General features: G+C 68.6%; 14 protein-coding genes. 10 read left to right on the plus strand and 4 right to left on the minus strand.

The features are described from left to right. Positions 1-74 precede the first annotated feature (74 nt). The 4 genes from E1956_RS09295 to E1956_RS09310 form a co-directional block, all read right to left on the minus strand. Positions 75-560 carry a DUF2147 domain-containing protein gene (locus E1956_RS09295; protein ID WP_134748330.1) on the minus strand — a complete coding sequence of 162 codons (486 nt, stop codon included), beginning with the start codon at positions 558-560 and terminating at the stop codon, positions 75-77. A 263-nt stretch (positions 561-823) separates the two neighbouring features. Beyond that, positions 824-2,539: a ShlB/FhaC/HecB family hemolysin secretion/activation protein gene (locus E1956_RS09300; protein WP_134748331.1), complete on the minus strand. Its 1,716-nt coding sequence runs from the start codon at positions 2,537-2,539 to the stop codon at positions 824-826. Between the two features lie 234 nt (positions 2,540-2,773). Further along, a complete protein-coding gene (locus E1956_RS09305; protein ID WP_134748332.1) occupies positions 2,774-4,327 on the minus strand; it encodes a collagen-like triple helix repeat-containing protein in 1,554 nt (517 codons plus the stop codon). A 68-nt stretch (positions 4,328-4,395) separates the two neighbouring features. Next, the gene (locus E1956_RS09310; RefSeq protein WP_134748333.1) at positions 4,396-6,063 is read right to left on the minus strand and encodes a collagen-like triple helix repeat-containing protein; all 1,668 of its coding nucleotides are present in this window, start codon (positions 6,061-6,063) and stop codon (positions 4,396-4,398) included. Between the two features lie 688 nt (positions 6,064-6,751). On the opposite strand from E1956_RS09310, the gene E1956_RS09315 reads away from it, so the two are divergent. The 10 genes from E1956_RS09315 to E1956_RS09360 all read left to right on the plus strand — a co-directional run bounded on the left by E1956_RS09315 (position 6,752) and on the right by E1956_RS09360 (position 16,518). Beyond that, positions 6,752-6,952: a Flp family type IVb pilin gene (locus E1956_RS09315; protein ID WP_134748334.1), complete on the plus strand. Its 201-nt coding sequence runs from the start codon at positions 6,752-6,754 to the stop codon at positions 6,950-6,952. A 100-nt stretch (positions 6,953-7,052) separates the two neighbouring features. After that, positions 7,053-7,556, plus strand: a complete 504-nt coding sequence (locus E1956_RS09320) for an A24 family peptidase (protein ID WP_134748335.1) — start codon at positions 7,053-7,055, stop codon at positions 7,554-7,556. After that, entirely contained in the window at positions 7,553-8,053 is a 501-nt protein-coding gene (locus E1956_RS09325; RefSeq protein WP_232071066.1) for a TadE/TadG family type IV pilus assembly protein, read from the plus strand. The genes E1956_RS09320 and E1956_RS09325 overlap by 4 nt, the downstream gene beginning before the upstream one ends. 94 nt (positions 8,054-8,147) lie before the next feature. After that, the gene (cpaB, locus tag E1956_RS09330; protein WP_134748336.1) at positions 8,148-9,089 is read left to right on the plus strand and encodes a Flp pilus assembly protein CpaB; all 942 of its coding nucleotides are present in this window, start codon (positions 8,148-8,150) and stop codon (positions 9,087-9,089) included. A gap of 77 nt (positions 9,090-9,166) precedes the next feature. Continuing rightward, positions 9,167-10,630, plus strand: coding sequence for a type II and III secretion system protein family protein (locus E1956_RS09335; RefSeq protein ID WP_134748337.1), 1,464 nt, complete (start codon positions 9,167-9,169; stop codon positions 10,628-10,630). Between the two features lie 84 nt (positions 10,631-10,714). Further along, entirely contained in the window at positions 10,715-11,992 is a 1,278-nt protein-coding gene (locus tag E1956_RS09340) for a P-loop NTPase family protein (RefSeq protein WP_134748338.1), read from the plus strand. A gap of 3 nt (positions 11,993-11,995) precedes the next feature. Then, the gene (locus E1956_RS09345) at positions 11,996-13,336 is read left to right on the plus strand and encodes a CpaF family protein (RefSeq protein WP_134748339.1); all 1,341 of its coding nucleotides are present in this window, start codon (positions 11,996-11,998) and stop codon (positions 13,334-13,336) included. Beyond that, on the plus strand, positions 13,329-14,378 hold the full coding sequence (locus tag E1956_RS09350) for a type II secretion system F family protein (protein WP_134748340.1): 1,050 nt from the start codon (positions 13,329-13,331) through the stop codon (positions 14,376-14,378). The genes E1956_RS09345 and E1956_RS09350 overlap by 8 nt, the downstream gene beginning before the upstream one ends. Beyond that, positions 14,375-15,565 carry a type II secretion system F family protein gene (locus E1956_RS09355; protein WP_232071068.1) on the plus strand — a complete coding sequence of 397 codons (1,191 nt, stop codon included), beginning with the start codon at positions 14,375-14,377 and terminating at the stop codon, positions 15,563-15,565. Before E1956_RS09350 ends, E1956_RS09355 begins: the two co-directional genes overlap by 4 nt. Positions 15,566-15,597: 32 nt before the next feature. Continuing rightward, complete coding sequence (locus tag E1956_RS09360; RefSeq protein WP_232071070.1) at positions 15,598-16,518, plus strand: tetratricopeptide repeat protein; 921 nt, start codon at positions 15,598-15,600, stop codon at positions 16,516-16,518. Positions 16,519-16,546 lie beyond the last annotated feature (28 nt).

The following is a 16,546-nucleotide window of genomic DNA, read 5'->3' on the forward strand; positions in this document are numbered from 1 at the left end:
GTGATGCGCACACTAGACGCCTGCCGAGGCCGCCTTGTTGCAAGGCGGCCTTCGCTTTTTCAGGCGGGCGTGAATTACTGCTGACGTACCCAGGTTTGCGAACGGCCGAGCAGCGAAATGCCCAGATAGCCGCGCACCACCAGTTTCTGGCCACCCTCTTCGGTGTGCATCTTGCAGCGATAGATTTTGCCGTTCTCGGGGTCGAGAATGTGGCCGTCGTCCCATTCGTTGCCGGCCTGCTTCATGCCGTCGATGATCGTCATGCCCAGAATCAGCTGGTCCTTGCGTGAGTCCGTGCATGCGGTGCAGCGGCGGTCGGGGTTGTCGTTCGGCCCGAGGCCCTTGATGACCTTGCCGCTGAGGCCGCCGCTGCCGTCCTCGCTGATTTGCACGAGTGCCTTGGGCTGCCCGGTGTGATCGTCCACCGTTTGCCAGACGCCGACGGGCGAGTTCGACTGCGCATGCGCGGCGAGCACGCTGCCGAGCAGGATGCCAGCCAGCGCGAATTGTCGCGCCGCGCGGGCGGCCAAGGAGGGGGTACGGCGGTTGAATTGCAACATGTGTCTTCCTCCACTGATGTTTATCGCTATGTGTGCGTCTAACCGCCGCGGGCCACCGTGCGTGGCTTCGATTGGCGGCGAACCGCGCGGCGCATTCGTTCGCGGCGAAGGCGCGCAGCGGTCAGGGCAGGATACGCGAAAGCGCTGCGCGCGTTTGCGAGGAGAAACTCTAGTCGGCACGCACGAGCGCACTGTGCACGCGCCGTGCCTGGCCGGGCGATGCGTGCCCTCATTGCGTTCGGCCATGCCGCCCGGCCAGGCGCTCAGTTGAGCTGATACGAGAACGTCGCGTTCACGCGTGGGCTGCGCGACGCACTTTCGACGGGCGCATCGCCGAGCGCCTTCGCCACGGAGAGATCGAGACTGTAGTACTTGCCGTCGGTGATCCGGAAGCCCAGCGAAGCCGACGAAAGCCGCGAAGGCGAGGGCGTTCCCGCATGCAGGTAGACGCGGGCCATGTCGAACGAGACATAGGGCGTGATCGTCTGCAACCACACCTTTCCCAGCTTGAACGGATGGTTCAGCTCGAGCGCGAAGGCCCAGCCCGAATCGCCCGACGCCTCGCCCGGCTCATATCCCGCCGCGAAGCGTTGCGCGCCGAAGGCGATCTGCTCGGAGGTCGGCAGCGTGTTCGGGCTGTATTGCCCCGTTGCGGCGACGGCGGTGCCAAAACCCATCGGCCAGTCGTTGGTCTGCGAGTACGAGGCGTCGGTGCGCACGAAGTTCAGCGACACGGGGTTCTGCAGCGCGAGACCGGGAATGTTCGTGTCCGCCGACTTCGACGCCCCGAGAATATCGAAGGCCTTCGCCACCGCGACGCTCGCCTTGCGCACCTGGCCCGGCTGCACGTCAGTGTAGTCGGCTTGCAGTTGCAGCACGCGCACCTGCGAGCTCAGGCCGTATTGCAGACCGTTGATGGTGTTGTGGTAGCGGTCCTCATCGTGCGCCGCATAGGCGCTCACCGTGCCGACGACGCTGCGCGTATTGCTGAGCAGCAGCGGATACGAGAGCGAGCCCGTGAGCTTGTCGCTGATGACGGTGCGCTCCACGTAGCTGGGCAGACCGGGGTTATCGACGGGGTTGCCGCGGTAATGCGAGGCGTCGAGCTTCGCCGTCAGGCCATCGCTCGCGATGGGCACGGCCGCATGCGCGGCGAGGTAGGTGACGTTGTCTCGCCCCTTGGGCAGCAGCGCCGAAAAGCTCAACTGCTCGCCGAACGGCGTGAGCCCGTTTTCGGTGAGCGTGAGGAGGCCCTGCACGCCCGGGTGATTGAAGTCGATGCCGGTGCTCACGTCATACGGCTTTTGCGTGGCATCGAGTTCGAGCGTGGTGGCGCCGTCGGTGGTCGTGGGTGGCGGCACGTTCGCCTTGACCTTGAGCCCAGGCAGCATGCCGAGCACGTTGATGTAGCGCTGGAACGTGGCCGTGCGCAGTGGCCGGTCCTCGACGATGTGCGCCGCGACCGCGCGCATCTTGCCCTCGAGCGCGCCGGGCTTGCCCGTGATCTTCACGTCTTTCACATAGCCTTCGACGACCGTGATGCGCACCACGCCGCCCGCGAAATCCTGTGCCGGCACGAATGCGAACGACAGCGCATAGCCGCGGTCCTGATAGAGCTTCGTCACGCCATTGGCCGTTTCGATGAGCTGGCCGATCGTGATGTCGTGATTCGCGAGGGGCGCAAAACGCTTCGCGACTTCGTCGAATGGAATCGATTTCACGCCCTCCACCTTGAAGGTGGCCGGCGTGATATGCGTGGCGAGCAGCTGCTGCAGGGCAGGCGTTTGCTGCTGCACTTGCACGGTCACGCTGGGCGCCTTCTGTGGCGCGTTGATTTGCGGCAAAGCGTCGAGCGGATTGCCTCCCTGTAAATTTCCGCCCGACGCCGGCCGGTTCTGCTGTGCTACTGCCACCCCCGTCAAGCCGGCGCTCGCCATGACGCCTAACGCGGCGAGCACGGCCCATCCTGCGACTTTCATTGGACTACCCTCGACTTGTCGGACGACGCGCGCCGGGTGCCTGAACGCCCCCGGCGCGGCCGTCTCTTCGTGCCGCCTTTTCGGCGGTCTTTGCGTGGCTCCCTGATTGCCCGCGTATTATTCCTGGTACTCCGTACTACCTGATCTGATATTGCCAGGCTTCGCGCAGCGCGGCGTTCCTCTCCAAACACCGCACTGCGCATTGCCCATCTTGCACGACGATAGTTGCGCGTGCTACGGCAGCTTGTGCAGCACGCCGCTCAGTAATCCCCCCGATGTACTTGTGCCACCGGAGCTGCTTGAAGAACCCGTCGCGCCGAGCCCACCCGTGAGTGTGCCGACAAGGGCTGTCACCGGGCTGAGCAGGCCGCCCGCACCCGTGCCGCTACCGCTGCCGCTGCCCGCGAGCGCGGCGAGCGGACCCGCCGCGGCCGCCGTGCCCGAGCCGCCGCTGCCTGCCGCGCTGCCCGCCGAGCCGGCAGCGGAGGTGACGGTGGAGCTCACGCTCGAAAGCAGTCCGCCCGCCACCGGCAGGCTGCCAAGGCCGCTCGTGAGCGCGCCTGCGCCACCCGCACCACCGGTGCCATTCGTGGCGCCGGCTGCCGCGCCCGTGACCGCGGCGAGCGGCGTGCCACCGAGGCCGAGGCTCGCGACCGACGCGTTGAGCGGGCCGAGCGGGCCGCCTGCCGCTGCGCCGCTCGGCGGCCCGTTGGCGACGAGCACGCCGTTGCCGCCCACGAGGCCCGTGATGAGGCCAGGGATCGGCGCTGCGCCATTCGGACCGTTCGGGTTGACCAGGCCTCCCGCGTTGGTGACCGTGTTGCCGACAGCGCTGACCAGCGTGCCGGCATCCGCACCGAGCGGGCCAAGCGCCCCGTTCGCCTGCGAGCCGGCGGCGGTCGACGCGACCTTCGTGCCGGCCGTTTGCACGGCGCCGCCCACCTGCGCGAGCAGGCCCGAGACCGGCACGCCAAGGCCGGTCGAGGTGCCCACTTGCTGGGTGATGAGGCCGGCCGTGGTGACGATCGGCGTGATGGTCGTGCTGATCGGTTGCGTGGCCTGTTGCACCGGAGCCGACGAGAGCACGTTGCCGAGCGTATTGCCCGTGCTGTTCACGGCGTTGGCCGTCGTGTCGAGCACGGTGGCGACGGGCGTCGTCACAGGGACGAGCGGCGCGAGCGGCCCGCTGCCGAGTCCGCTGACCGTGGTCGCGGCGCCCTGGACCACGCCGCTCGATGCGCTCACGACGTTGCCGAGTCCGGCCGCGGTCGTGCCGACCGGGTTGGGCGTCGAGCCGGTCTGGCCGACGCCGCTCGAGACGGCATTGGCGAGCGCGGCGGCGACCGTGCCGGTGCTCGACACGGTGTCACCGAGGCCCTGGCTGACCTGTGGGCTCGTGCCCGGGACCGTGGTCGAACCGACCGCGTTGCCGAGATCGTTTGCCGATTTGGCCACCGAGCTGACCACGCCGCTCGTGCCGCTCGACGCGCTGGTGCTGCCGTTTCCGCTGCTGCTGCTCGAGCCGCTGCCGCCCGTGCCGGCGGTCGTGCCCGAGCCTCCGGAGTCGCCACTGGTGCCGCCGGTGCCGGTCGTGCCTGTCGTGCCGGTTGCACCCGACGAAGCTGAGGGTGGCGTGTAGCTGCTGCCGCCGCAGGCGGCGACGCTGCAGGCCACGGCGGCGGCGAGCGCCGTGAGGCGCAGGGTGCGCACGAGGGCGACGGCGCGGTCGCTGCCGCGGTTGGTTTCGCGGTGGGTGTAATGCGCGGTGGAGCTGGAACGGCTGGACATGACGCTGTCTCCTGAACTTGAACTGAAAGCGCGCTGGAACGCGGTGCCGAACGGGTTTGCGGGACGGATTACTTCTTGCCGCCGAGCAGGCCGCCGACGAGTGACGTGAGCCCCGCGAGCGGGCTCGTTGCGCTGCTGCCGGAGTTGCCGCCCGTCAGGGAACTGAGCGAGAGCCCCGGCGCTGCGCTGGCGGTGTTGCTGGCGGCCGGTGCGCTGGACGTGGTAGCGGGCTTGGTGCCGGCGCTGAGCGTTGCGCCCGCGACCACACTGCCGCCCGTGTTGGCCGTGCTGGTCGCGGCGCTGTTGAGCGCACCGGTGACGGTGTTGACGGTGCCGGCGACGAGCCCCGTGACCGGTGCAAGCGGGCTGCTGCTGCCGCCCGTGGCCGAGGTGAGCGCGCTGGTCGCCGTGCCGAGGGCGCCGGTGACGGGCGCGAGCGGATTGCTGCCGCCCGTGTTCGCGCCGACGCCCGCACCGATGCCGACCGTTGCTCCGCCGCCGGCTGCGCCACCGGTCACGCTGCTCAAGATCCCCGTGACCGGCGCGAGCGGATTGCCGCCCAGCGGATTGCCGCCCAGCGGATTGGTGCTGCTGCTGGTCTTGCCGCCCGTCAGCAAGTTGCCGGCGGTGGCGACGGTCTTGCCCGTATCGGCGACGAGGCTCCCCACGCCCGCCGTGACGGGATTCGCGCCGCCCGTTTGCGAGACCAGCGCGCCGCCTTTCTGGATGCCGCCGCCGAGCGTCTGCAGCAGGCCCGTGGCCGGTGCGCCTGCGCCCGTCGTGCTGCCCACCGTCTGCGTGGTGGAGGCGAGCATCGAGGTGATCGGCGTGATGGTGGAGCTCAGTTGCTGCGTGACTTGTTGCACCGGGCCTTGCGTGAGGGCGCCCGTGAGCGTGTTGCCCGCGCCTGTGACGGCGCTGCCCAGCGTGCCCACCGCGCCGCCCACGGGCGTGGTGATGGCGGCGAGCGGCGCAAGCGGGCCGCTGCCGAGACTCGTGACGAGCTGGCCCGTGCTGGTGACGGCCTTGCCTGTGTCGCTCACGACGCCGCCCGTGCTCGCGAGCGTGGTGCCGACCGGATTGCTGCTCGCGCCGAGCTGACCGAGCCCTTGGGAAACGCCGTTGCCGAGCGTGGAGACCGCGCCGCCGACGTTCTGGACGATGCCGCCTGCGGCCTGGGTGGTTTGCGGGCTCACGCCGGGCAGCGTCTGCGTAGCGATCGTGCTGCCGATGCCCGAAACGGTGGCGCCGGCGGCGCCGACGACGTTGCCCGCGGCATGCGCGACAGCGCCCACGGCATTGGCCGAGACCGTCGTGCCGCTGTTGTTATTGTTGTTGTTGTTGTTGTTGTTGTTGTTGTTGTTGTTGTTGTTGTTGTTGTTGTTGTTGTTGTTGTTGTTGTTGTTGTTGTTCCCCGGCCCGTTTCCGTTGGTGCTGGTGGTCGTGTTGCCTGTGCCGCTGGTGTTGCCGTTCGCTGCGTCCGTGCTGCTGGCGCCGGTGGGGGTGCCACCGCCACTGCCGTTGCCGTTGTCCGCGGAGGTGGTGCCGCCACCCGAGCCGCCTCCAGTGCCGCCGCCATTCGCGCCGTCGCTAGTCTGCAATGCGCCGCCGCTGCCGCCCCCGGTACCGCTGCTGAGGGAGCCTGAGCCACCGCAGGCGGTCAGCGAGAGCAGCGTGGCGATGGTCGCAGCGATGGCCGTCAAGCGTGCTGCGTTCGCGATGCGCTGATTGTTCATGATTGCCCTCGGTTCGTATCGTGTGTTGTCTGTTTATTTGCCGATCCATCAGACCTGCGCTACCTGCACTGCAACTGACGTGCCAATGCAAACGCTCGCGCGAAAACAACAGCCAGCGCCTTGTGGAGGGTTTCGTCTAATCAAGACATATCAAGCGTTTGCGAGCGCTTTTGTCGAATGAATAGCGGGAGGGCGAAACGAGGCGTTACGCAATGCCGGGTGTTACGTCACGTAACGTGGAGAGCGCGGTGTTACGGGCGTTGGCGTAACAAGGCAGAAAAATCGTGGCGGCGGCACGAAGATAAAAAACCTCGCGCGTGCAGGGAAATGGGGTTGGCAGAGCAAACGTTAAACACTGTCAGATTATCGAGTCCTGACTAGTGAGGTAATGGTTTGCCCGGAGTAAACAGCAAAACGCATCTGCCGATAATGAAGTTACGAATTGGCGCTTGCATAACGATCGATTGCGTTACGTAGGGCGTTACGATATAAAAACCGCACAGACCAAAAAATATATACAGAGCCTTACGCAAGCATGAACGAGGGACCTGTTTGCGATTCGGCCAAAAAAAAGTTGGCGAACTGACATGGCAGTTCGTGGACCGGATGCATCGGCGCAATTCAAGAAGCGTTTATTACGAGTGCCGGTGTCAATCAGCGTAGCGTGCGAAAGAGAGAGAGGGCCGAAATGAACAAGTTGCTAAAGCAATTCGCGAAGTCGGAAGAGGGGGTCACGGCGCTGGAATATGGGCTCATCGCCGGGGTTATCGTCATCGCTGTGGCATCGACCGTTCCAGGCATTGGCACCTCGCTCACGACTTTGTTCACATCCATTTCGACAGAGTTAAAGCCTGCTGCAGCCGCGGCTGCGGCGAGCGCCGCCGGCTGATCGGCGTTTCGGGTAACGCTTAGCATCGCTAACTACTAGCTGTTCCAGCGCACGCTCGCCTGCGAGCCTGCGCCGGATAGTTGCGCGCGCACCGTTCTCGATGATTCCATTCTATTTATCCAGCCTCGTGTTTGGCGTGTGGGCTGTGGCCGTTGCCGTGTGCGACTGCCGCTCGCGCCGTGTGCCAAACCCACTCGTGGGCGCAGGGCTCGTCGCCGCACTGGTGGCGGCGTTGCTGCACTCGGGTCCGGCGCATCTCGGCATCGGGCAGGCGCTGGCCGCCGCCGCGGTGGGGCTCGCCGCGCTCATGCCGTTCTTCGTGCTCGGCATGATGGGCGCGGCCGACGTGAAGGTTTTCGCGGTGCTCGGCGCGTGGTGCGGGATGCACGCGCTCGTGGGTCTGTGGGTTGTCGCGAGCCTTGCGGCGTTCGTGCACGCGCTCGCCATGCTGATTACCCTGCGCACACGCGCGCATATGAGTGCGGCACGGCCCGCGCGGCTCGTGACCGTGGGGGCGCGGCGCGGCACGCCGTATGCCGCGTGCCTGAGCGTGCCCGCGCTCGTCTGGCTCGCGCTCAAACTGGCGTCCGGGTGGTCGAGATGATGGGCATAACGAATAAACAGGCAAACCTCACGCGGGCAGGGCGTGGCAAGCGCGCACAAGGCGGCATCGCGGCGGTCGAGTTCGCCATTGCGTTTCCGCTCTTCTTCGCGATCCTTTACGGGATCGTCATGTACAGCGTGATCTTTCTCGTGCAGCAAAGCCTGACTTCGGCCGCTGCGGAAGGCGCGCGTGCGGCGCTCGTCTATCAGAACGGGACCGATCCCGCTTCGGCGCTTGCGAGCCGTGCACAGGCGGCCTGCACGCGGGCGCTCGTCGTCGTGAGCTGGCTCACGCATGCGCCGCAATGCACGCCGGCGGTCAACACCGCGCCGGCCGGATGCACCGGGAACACGGCCATGGACTGCGTTCAGGTCACGCTCACCTACGCCTGGAGCAGCAATCCGCTGGTGCCTCCGCTGCCGCTCATGGGACTGCTCGCGCCGTCGTCGCTCGTTGGCCAGGCGACCGTGCAGATCGATCCGGAGAATCTCCTGTGAAACTTTCGGGGGTACGTGCGCCCGGTTCGTTCGCGGACTTTGCTGGCTTGAAACTTGCTGAACTCAATTCAGCTCGCATAGTGGACGACCGTTCATGGCCAATCTGACCAAAATCACCGCAGGGCTCCTGATTGCTGGCGCGCTCGTGCTCGGGTTGCTCGCGTGGACGCTTGCGCGCCGCCCGCCGCCGGTAGCCGTAGTGCCGGCGCCGTCTTCCACCCAGGCGCTCACGCCGGTCGTGGTGGCCACGCGTGCGCTAGCCGCGGGCCAGCCGATTCCGGCCGACGCGCTGCGGGTGCAGCCGCTGCCGATCCACCCGCAGGGTTCCGTGAGCGATAGCGCGCTGGTTGCGGGCCGCGTGCCGCTTGCCGATATCGCCGCCGACGCGCCCGTGCTCGACCAGCAGCTCTCGTCGAGCCTCGCCGCGAGTCTCGCGCCTGGCGAGCGCGCCGTGGCCGTGCGCGTCGATGAAACCAACGCGGTTGGCAATGCGCTGCACGCGGGCAACTACGTCGACGTGTTCTTCACGCTGCGCCGCGACGGCAACGGCGTGAATGGCGGCGAGATCGGCCGCACCCAGGCGCGTCTCCTGATTTCGAAGGCGCGCGTGCTGGTGTTCGGCGCGCAGCCCGAGGCGCAGGGCTATGCGGGCGGCCAGCGCACCAGCAACTTCGGCCGGCAGACCGTCACGCCACGCACGGCGGTGCTCGCCGTCCCGCTCGCCGAAGTCGATCAGCTCGCGCTCGCCCAAAGCCAGGGCCAACTGATGCTTGCGCTGCGCAACCCGACCGACGACGCTGAGGTGGATCCCGCCGCATTCGGCCCGCAGCCCGGCGTGCTCAAGGTGGTCTCGCGCACGGCGCCGGACAGCGCGACGCGCGCGGCGGCGGGCGTCGCGCTCGACCAGCTCGCGGGCAACGGCGTGCAGCGCGAGGCAGCGCCGGCGGGACCGGCCGCACCGCGCCGCGCCGGCGCGAGCGCGCACGGCGGACTCGAAGTGATACGGGGTGGGCGCACCGAAACGGTCGCCTGGTAACGATGCATGGGCGCGCGACGCTCAAGCCGCCAGCAGGTTGCGCGGACCTGGCCGCATACGAGAGAAGCAGGAACACAATGACGATAACGAGAGTCTTCGGCGTGGCGTTGGCTGCTGCATGCGCGAGCGGTCTTGCGCTCACCGCCTTGTCCGCATCGGCGGCGCCGCCCGCGCAGGGCAGCACGGCATACGCGAGCGAGCCGGCGGAAGGCGTGCCGTCGAGCATCGACATCGCCGTGGGCGAGCAGCGCACGCTGCCCGTCACGGGCGCGCTCACGCGCATCGCCGTGGGCGACCCCTCGGTGGCCGACGTGCTGGTGATCCGCGGCGACCGGCGCGGCGGGGTGCTGCTCGTCGGCAAGGGCGCGGGCACCACGAACGTGATGCTGTGGCAAGGCAGCGGCGCACCGCGCACGCTGACCGTCAACGTGACGACGAACGCGGCGCGCGCGCTGCTGGGCGCGGGCACGCCCGACGTGAAGGTGCTGGGCGACACCGCCATCATCAGCGGCCGCGCCGCGACGATGGAGCAGCACCAGCGTGCGGTGGCGGCGGCACAGGGCTCGGTCGGCAAGGGCGCGAAGGACAGCAAGGACGCGAACGTGCTCGACACCTCGAGCATCGCGACGCGCCCGGTCGTGCAGGTGGACGTGCGCGTGGTCGAGTTCAGCCGCAGCGTGCTCAAGCAGATCGGCTTCAACTTCTTTCATCAGAACAACGGCTTCGCGTTCGGCTCGTTCTCGCCCACCTCGTTCAACTCGGGGACCATCAACTCGCCGGGATCGGGATCGACGGGATCGATCGGGTCCTCGAATTCGACGACGTCGAGCACGGTGGGCACGGCGCTGCAGGCCGCCGCGCCGATCGCGTCCGCGTTCAACCTCGTGTTTGCTTCCGCCACGCACGGCCTGTTCGCCGACCTGAGCCTGATGGAGACGAACAACCTGGCGCGCGTGCTGGCCGAGCCCACGCTCGTCGCGCTCTCGGGCCAGAGCGCGAACTTCCTCGCGGGCGGCGAGATTCCGGTGCCGGTGCCGCAGGCGCTCGGCGCCACGGCGATCGAATACAAGCCCTACGGCATTGGGCTCTCGCTCACGCCCACGGTGCTCTCGCCACAGCGCATCGCGCTGAAGGTTGCGCCCGAGGCGAGCCAGCTCGACTTCGCGAACGCCGTGACGATCAGCGGCGTGTCCGTGCCTGCGATCACCACGCGCCGCGCCGAAACGACCGTCGAACTCGGCGATGGCGAGAGCTTCGTGATCGGCGGCCTGATCGATCGCGAGACGGCGTCGAACGTGAACAAGGTGCCAGTGCTGGGCGACCTGCCCATCATCGGCACGTTTTTCAAGCAGTTGAACTATCAGCAGAACGACAAGGAACTGGTGATCATCGTGACGCCGCACCTGGTGTCGCCGCTCGCGAAGGACGCGAAGCTGCCCGCGACGCCCGGCGAGCTGTCCGAGCAGCGCGACGCGCCCGTGTGGCGCTCGCTGCTTGGCGGCGCGGCGTCGCGCGATCCGGTGCCGGGATTTTCGCCATGATGCGGCGGGCTGCCGGCGTGTGCGGTGCGGGTGAGCCGCGCCCCCGGCGGCATTCGCTGCGCGAGCAGCACAAGGAGAGCACTCATGAACGCGAGAGCGCAGGTGTCGACTGAACGCACGGTGGCGGATTCGTTCGTCTTCGCCTCGGCGAATGACGCGCACGCGCGTTGGCTCGCGCACACGCTCGGCCCGGTGGGCAAGGTGGAAACCGTCGCGCTCGATCCCGCGTTCGTCGCGCAGCAGATTTCGCAGAATATGCCGTCGCTGCTGCTGGTCGATTTTTCCGGGAGCGGCCATGCGCAGGGCGGCGCCCGGCGCGGCGGTCATGCGCAAGGTAACGCCGCGAGTGCGGTGGCGGCCGCAGCGCACGCGGCGTTTCCGGGCCTGCAGATCATTGCGGTGGGCACGCTCGCCGAGCCGGAGAGCGCGATTTCGGCGCTGCGCGCAGGCGTGCGCGATTTCGTCGATGCGGGTGGAGACAGTGAGGATGCCTTACGTATCGTGCGCCAGGTGCTCGACAACCGCATGGAGCCCGTGAGCCGGCATGGCCGCCTCACGGTGCTGCTTGGCGCGCGTCCCGGCATGGGCGTCACGACACTCGCGGCCGGCCTCGGCGTGCTGCTCGCGCGCAAGGGCGCCGCGTTCAACCGGCACGCCGCGCTGCTCGATCTGGGACTGCCCGCGGGGGACGGCGCGCTGCTGCTGAACGCGGGCAACGGCTTCAGTTTCGTCGATGCGGTGCGCAACCTGCGCCGCTTCGATCAGACCTTCGTGCACACGGCGCTGGCGAGCCACGAGAGCGGACTCGCGCTCACCACGCTGCCTGCCGATCTCGGCGCGCTGCGCGAGATTTCGTATCAGTCGGCGGTGGCGCTGCTCACGCGCTTGCGGGCGTTCTTCGACCAGCAGGTCGTCGACCTCGGCGGCTTCTCGAACGCGGAGTTCGTCTTCGAGGTGGCGCATGCGGCGGATCAGGCCTGGCTCGTGTGCGACCAGAGCGTCGCGTCGATCGTCGCGGCGTCGCGCCAGCTCGAAATGCTGCGCGACGGCGGCATCGACGATACGAGCCTGCGTCTCGTGATCAACCAGTACGACGCGGGCATCGACCTGAGCGCGGCGCAGATCGCCGAGCGCCTCGGTCTCGCGCTCGCGGGCGTGCTGCCCGCCCGCCGCGTGGCGCTGTGCCAGGCCGCGAACCGCGGCCAGCTGCTCGTGCAGACCGCGCCGCGCGATCCCTACGTGCGTGCGCTCGATGCGCTCGCGGCGCAGCTCGACGGCATGCGCACGCCGGTCCCGAAGAAGTTCGACGCGCTGCGCCGCCCGCTGCGCGGCCTTTTCCAACACTCATCGAAGCGTTCGTAGATCATGGCAGATAACATCCAGTTTGCCGATGACGCGCCCTTGTTCGCGCAGAGCCAACAGTTCCAGGACATCAAAAACGCGGCGCACGAGCACCTGCTCACACGCATCGAGGAGCTGGGCGCCGAGTTTGGCCGCTGGTCGCGCCAGGCGATCAACCAGTTCGTCGATCTGGAAATGGACAGCTTCGTGCGGCTGCGCCACATTCCGATCAACGAGAGCGAAGTGCGCGCGATCGCCGGGGCGCTGACCAAGGAGCTCGCCGGCTTCGGTCCGATCGAGGACCTGCTCGCCGATCCGGCCGTCGAGGACATCCTCATCAACGGCTATAGCGACGTCTATGTGTCGCGCCACGGCATCCTTTCGAGGATCCCGGTGCGCTTTTCAGACAACGCGCATTTGCTGCGGATCGTGCGGCGCATTCTCGCGCCGATCGGGCGGCGTCTGGACGAATCGAATCCGATGGTCGATGCGCGCCTGCCCGACGGCGGGCGCATCAATGTCGTGATCGAGCCGCTCTCGCTCGCGGGGCCGATCGTTTCCATCCGCAAGTTCCGCAAAGACCCGCTGCGCCCCGACGATCTGCTCGGCAACGGCACCTTTGGCGCGGAGATCGGCGCGCTCTTCGAAGCGGCCGTGCAGGCGCGCTGCAACATTCTCGTCTCGGGCGGCACGAGCTCGGGCAAGACGTCGTTGTTGAACGCGCTCGCGTTTCATATTCCCGAGGTCGAGCGCGTGGTGACGATCGAAGATACCGCCGAGCTCTCGCTCAATCACCCGCACGTGGTGCGGCTCGAAAGCCGTCCCGGCGGCTTCGACGGCACGGGCGTGGTGACCATACGCGATCTGCTGCGCAATACGCTGCGCATGCGCCCGGACCGCATCATCGTGGGCGAAGTGCGCGGCGGCGAGGTGCTCGAAATGCTGCAGGCGATGAACACCGGTCACGACGGCTCGATGGCGACCGTGCACGCTTCGTCGCCGCGCGAGTGTCTGTACCGGCTCGAAATGCTCGCGGGCTTCGCGGGCTTTCAGGGCACCGAAAGCAGCCTGCGCCGGCAGATCGCCAACGCCGTCGACTTCATCGTGCAGATCGGGCGCCTGTCCAACGGCCGGCGCCGGATTCTTTCGGTAACCGAAGTAACGGGGCTCGCCGACAACATCATCGCCACCCAGGAGCTGTACCGCTACGAGCCGGTCATGAACGCGGACGGCGAAGAGATCGACCGCTGGGACTCGCTCGGCATCCATCCGCATTCGCCCAAGCTCGCGCGTTTCCGCCAGACGCTTGCGGCGTCGTCGAGTTTCGGCTTCGGGGGCGGCCGCGACGGGGGCTTTAATGTCTAGCGCGATCGTGCTCATTGCGGCGCTTGCGCTGCTGCTGGCCGCCGCCGGGCTGATGCTCTGGCAGCGGGCGCAGCAGCGCGCCTCGCGTGAGCACGTGACGCGTTTCGTCGACAGCCGCGTGGCCGCCGCGAGCCCCTCAGCGGGCGCGCCTGGCGTGCCGCGCGCGAGCAGCTCCGGTGCGCCAGGCGCCGCAGCAAAGCCCGATGCGATCCGCGCGGCCTATGTCGGCGGAAACGCCGCCACGCGCGGCGGCGCACTGCCGTCGCTAGCGGCCCAGCCGCAAGGCTGGAGAGGGCGCATCACGTTTGCTTTCCAGGGCATGCTGAGCCGCGCCGGCATTGTCGACGTGCGCAAGCCGCTGGCGTACCTCGGCTTCATCGCGATGGCGCTGTCGCTTTGGGCGCTCTTGCTGATCGGCGTGCCGGCCGCGCTTGCCGTGCTGGTGTTGGTGACGGTGCTGGCGGTCTTCGCGCTATCGCTGCGCATGCAGCGGCGGCGCGCGCGGCTCGTCGCGCAATTGCCGTCTTTTCTCGACGGCATCGTGCGTCTGATCGTGCTCGGCAACAGTGTGCCCGCGGCGTTTCAGGCCGCGCTGCTCACCACCGAGGCGCCGCTGCGCGAGTGTCTCGACCACGTCTCGCGCATGCTGCGCGCGGGCGTCGAGATCGACCGCGCGCTGAGTCAGGTCGCGCAGGTCTATCGCGCGCGCGAGCTCGAGCTCGTGGGCGCGGTGCTGCGCCTTTCGGTGCGCTATGGCGGCCGCGCCGACGTGATGCTCGAACGCATGGCGACGTTCATGCGCGATCTCGAGCAGGGGCAGCGCGAGCTGATCGCGATGTCGGCCGAGACGCGCCTGTCCGCCTGGGTGCTCGCGCTGCTGCCGCTCGGCATCGCCGGCTTTCTCATCGTGACCAACCCGCAGTATTTCGCGTCGATGTGGAACGACAGCTCGGGGCGCATGCTCGTGTACGGGGCGATCGGGCTGCAGCTCACGGGCGCCTGGCTGCTGCACCGGCTCACGCGGCTCAAGGGGGCGCTGTGAGCGCGCACAGCCTCGGCGTGCTGGCGCTGCTGCTCGGCGCGCTCGGCTTTGCGTTGCTCGCGGCGCTCGCGTGCGCACGGCTCGTGGCGGCGCAGAAGAGCGCGCGCGTCCTCGAGCAGGCCATGACGAACTACGGATCGCACGCGAGCCGGCAGGGCACGGCCGCAGCCGACGCGCGCGTGGCCGACGCACGCGTTGCAGCGGGCGGCGTGCCGGTGGGCGCATCGGTGGGTTCGTCGGTGGGGTTATCGATGGGCGCATCGGCCGGCGTGTCGCCGGGCGTGCAGGTCGGCCCGTCGGGCAGCCTGCGCGGCGGCGCGCCCGCCGCGTCCCGCAGCGCGCAGGGCGGGGCGGCCGCGCAGGGCAAGGGCGGCGCCGCGCCCGCCGACGCGCTCAAGGGTGCGCCACGGCGCTCCGGACTCCCTGGCATGCTCGACGCGCTCGGCGCGGCCGGCGTGCGCTGGCTCGACACGTCGGCGGGCAAGCTGATCGTCGCCGACGAAGACCGGCGTCTGCTCGATCAATGCGGCTATGTCGACGCGCGTGCGCGCGGCTTCTATTGCCTCATCCGCCTCGTGAGCGCGTCCGTCGTGGCGTTGCTGGCTGCGTGGTACGGGCTCGTACACGGCGTGCGGCCCGTGGCGCTCGCGGGCGGCGGCCTGTTGCTCGGCTTCTTCGTGCCGAAGCTCGTGGTGCGGCGCCGCGCCCAGGCACGGCTCGATGCCGTGGCCGAAGAGCTGCCGATGCTCGTCGACCTGCTGCGGTTGTTGCAGGGCGTCGGGCTCTCGCTCGATCAGAGCCTGCAGGTGATGATCAACGAATTCCGCCTCGTGCTGCCCGTGCTCGCGGGCGAGATGGAGATCGCGCAGCGCCAGTTCGTGGCGGGCCGTACGCGCGAGCAGTCGTTGCAGCGCATGGCGACGATCTACGAAAACGAGGACCTGCGCGCGGTGATCCGGCTGCTCGTGCAGGTGGACAAGCACGGCGGCGCCGTGCAGGAGCCGCTCAAGCAGTTCGGCGACCGGCTGCGCGAAGTGCGCCGCGCGACGCTGCGCGAGCGCATCGGCAAGCTCACGGTGAGGATGACCGGCGTGATGGTGGTGACCCTGCTGCCCGCGCTGCTGATCGTCACGGCGGGGCCCGGTGTCATCGCGGTGATGCGCACGCTTGCATCGATTCATCGTTGAGGCGAAGTGTGATCGACAAGCGTGATCGAGTCATGAATACGGCCAGAACCATCATGAAGAATTTCATCATTGACACCGCCGCGGCGCGCAGGCCGGCCGCGCGCCGCGCGCTGGCGGCCATCGCCTGCACGGGGCTCGCGGCGCTGGCCGCGTGCGGCACGCAGCAGGGCTACGGCGTGGGCCCCCAGGCGCAGGCCGAGCTGCAGATGCGCTCGGCCACCCACGATCCGGCGCCGGACACGCCCGGCATGTACCTCGGACTGATCGAGCGCATGCAGGCCGAGGGGCTCTATTACGCGTCGCTCGCGCACATCGACGCGTTCGAGCGCCAGTACGGCGCCACGCCCGATTCGATCCTGCTGCGCGCCGACGCACTGCGCGTGACGGGGCAGGCCAGCGCGAGCGCGACGGCATACACGCAGCTGCTCGACACGCCGCTTGCGGCGCGCGGCCATCGCGGGCTCGGCCTGCTCGCGGGGGCGGCGGGCGACTTCCACAAGGCGGCGCAAGAACTGGCGGAGGCCTCGCGGCTCGACCCGACCAATGCGGCCACGCTCTCCGACCTGGGCTACGCGCTGCTGCGCGACGGCGATGTGGCGGGCGCGCGCGTGCCGCTCCTCGAGGCGCTGGAGCTGGATTCGCACAACGCGAAGATCGTCGCGAATGCGGCGCTGCTGTTCGAGGCAAGCGGCAACGAGACCGATGCGCAAGCGCTGATGGCGCATCAGGGCTTGCCTGCGCCGACCCGCGCGGCGATCGCGCGCGACGCGCAGAAGGTGCGCGAAGTGCAGCGCGCGCGTCAGGTCGCGCAGCGGCGCGAATCGATCGAGCACGCCTCGCAGCAAGTGGCCCGGCGCGCGGCGGTGCCGGCACCGCGCGCGCTGGCGAGTGCGCAGGACGGCTGGCCCGGCGGCGACGTGCAGCCGCGCCTGGTGGATCGCTTCGCGCAATAAAGACATGCAGGACATGGCGGGCAAGGCA

Origin of the sequence: Paraburkholderia pallida (assembly GCF_004524855.1) — a bacterium.
Classification (GTDB): Bacteria; Pseudomonadota; Gammaproteobacteria; order Burkholderiales; family Burkholderiaceae; genus Paraburkholderia; species Paraburkholderia oxyphila.

Bases quoted from the DNA above. Each gene is read 5' to 3' on its own strand.
- E1956_RS09295 (WP_134748330.1), bottom strand. From the start codon at position 560: ATGTTGCAATTCAACCGCCGTACCCCCTCCTTGGCCGCCCGCGCGGCG.
- E1956_RS09300 (WP_134748331.1), bottom strand. From the start codon at position 2,539: ATGAAAGTCGCAGGATGGGCCGTGCTCGCCGCGTTAGGCGTCATGGCG.
- E1956_RS09305 (WP_134748332.1), bottom strand. From the start codon at position 4,327: ATGTCCAGCCGTTCCAGCTCCACCGCGCATTACACCCACCGCGAAACC.
- E1956_RS09310 (WP_134748333.1), bottom strand. From the start codon at position 6,063: ATGAACAATCAGCGCATCGCGAACGCAGCACGCTTGACGGCCATCGCT.
- E1956_RS09315 (WP_134748334.1), top strand. From the start codon at position 6,752: ATGAACAAGTTGCTAAAGCAATTCGCGAAGTCGGAAGAGGGGGTCACG.
- E1956_RS09320 (WP_134748335.1), top strand. From the start codon at position 7,053: ATGATTCCATTCTATTTATCCAGCCTCGTGTTTGGCGTGTGGGCTGTG.
- E1956_RS09325 (WP_232071066.1), top strand. From the start codon at position 7,553: ATGATGGGCATAACGAATAAACAGGCAAACCTCACGCGGGCAGGGCGT.
- cpaB (WP_134748336.1), top strand. From the start codon at position 8,148: ATGGCCAATCTGACCAAAATCACCGCAGGGCTCCTGATTGCTGGCGCG.
- E1956_RS09335 (WP_134748337.1), top strand. From the start codon at position 9,167: ATGACGATAACGAGAGTCTTCGGCGTGGCGTTGGCTGCTGCATGCGCG.
- E1956_RS09340 (WP_134748338.1), top strand. From the start codon at position 10,715: ATGAACGCGAGAGCGCAGGTGTCGACTGAACGCACGGTGGCGGATTCG.
- E1956_RS09345 (WP_134748339.1), top strand. From the start codon at position 11,996: ATGGCAGATAACATCCAGTTTGCCGATGACGCGCCCTTGTTCGCGCAG.
- E1956_RS09350 (WP_134748340.1), top strand. From the start codon at position 13,329: ATGTCTAGCGCGATCGTGCTCATTGCGGCGCTTGCGCTGCTGCTGGCC.
- E1956_RS09360 (WP_232071070.1), top strand. From the start codon at position 15,598: ATGAATACGGCCAGAACCATCATGAAGAATTTCATCATTGACACCGCC.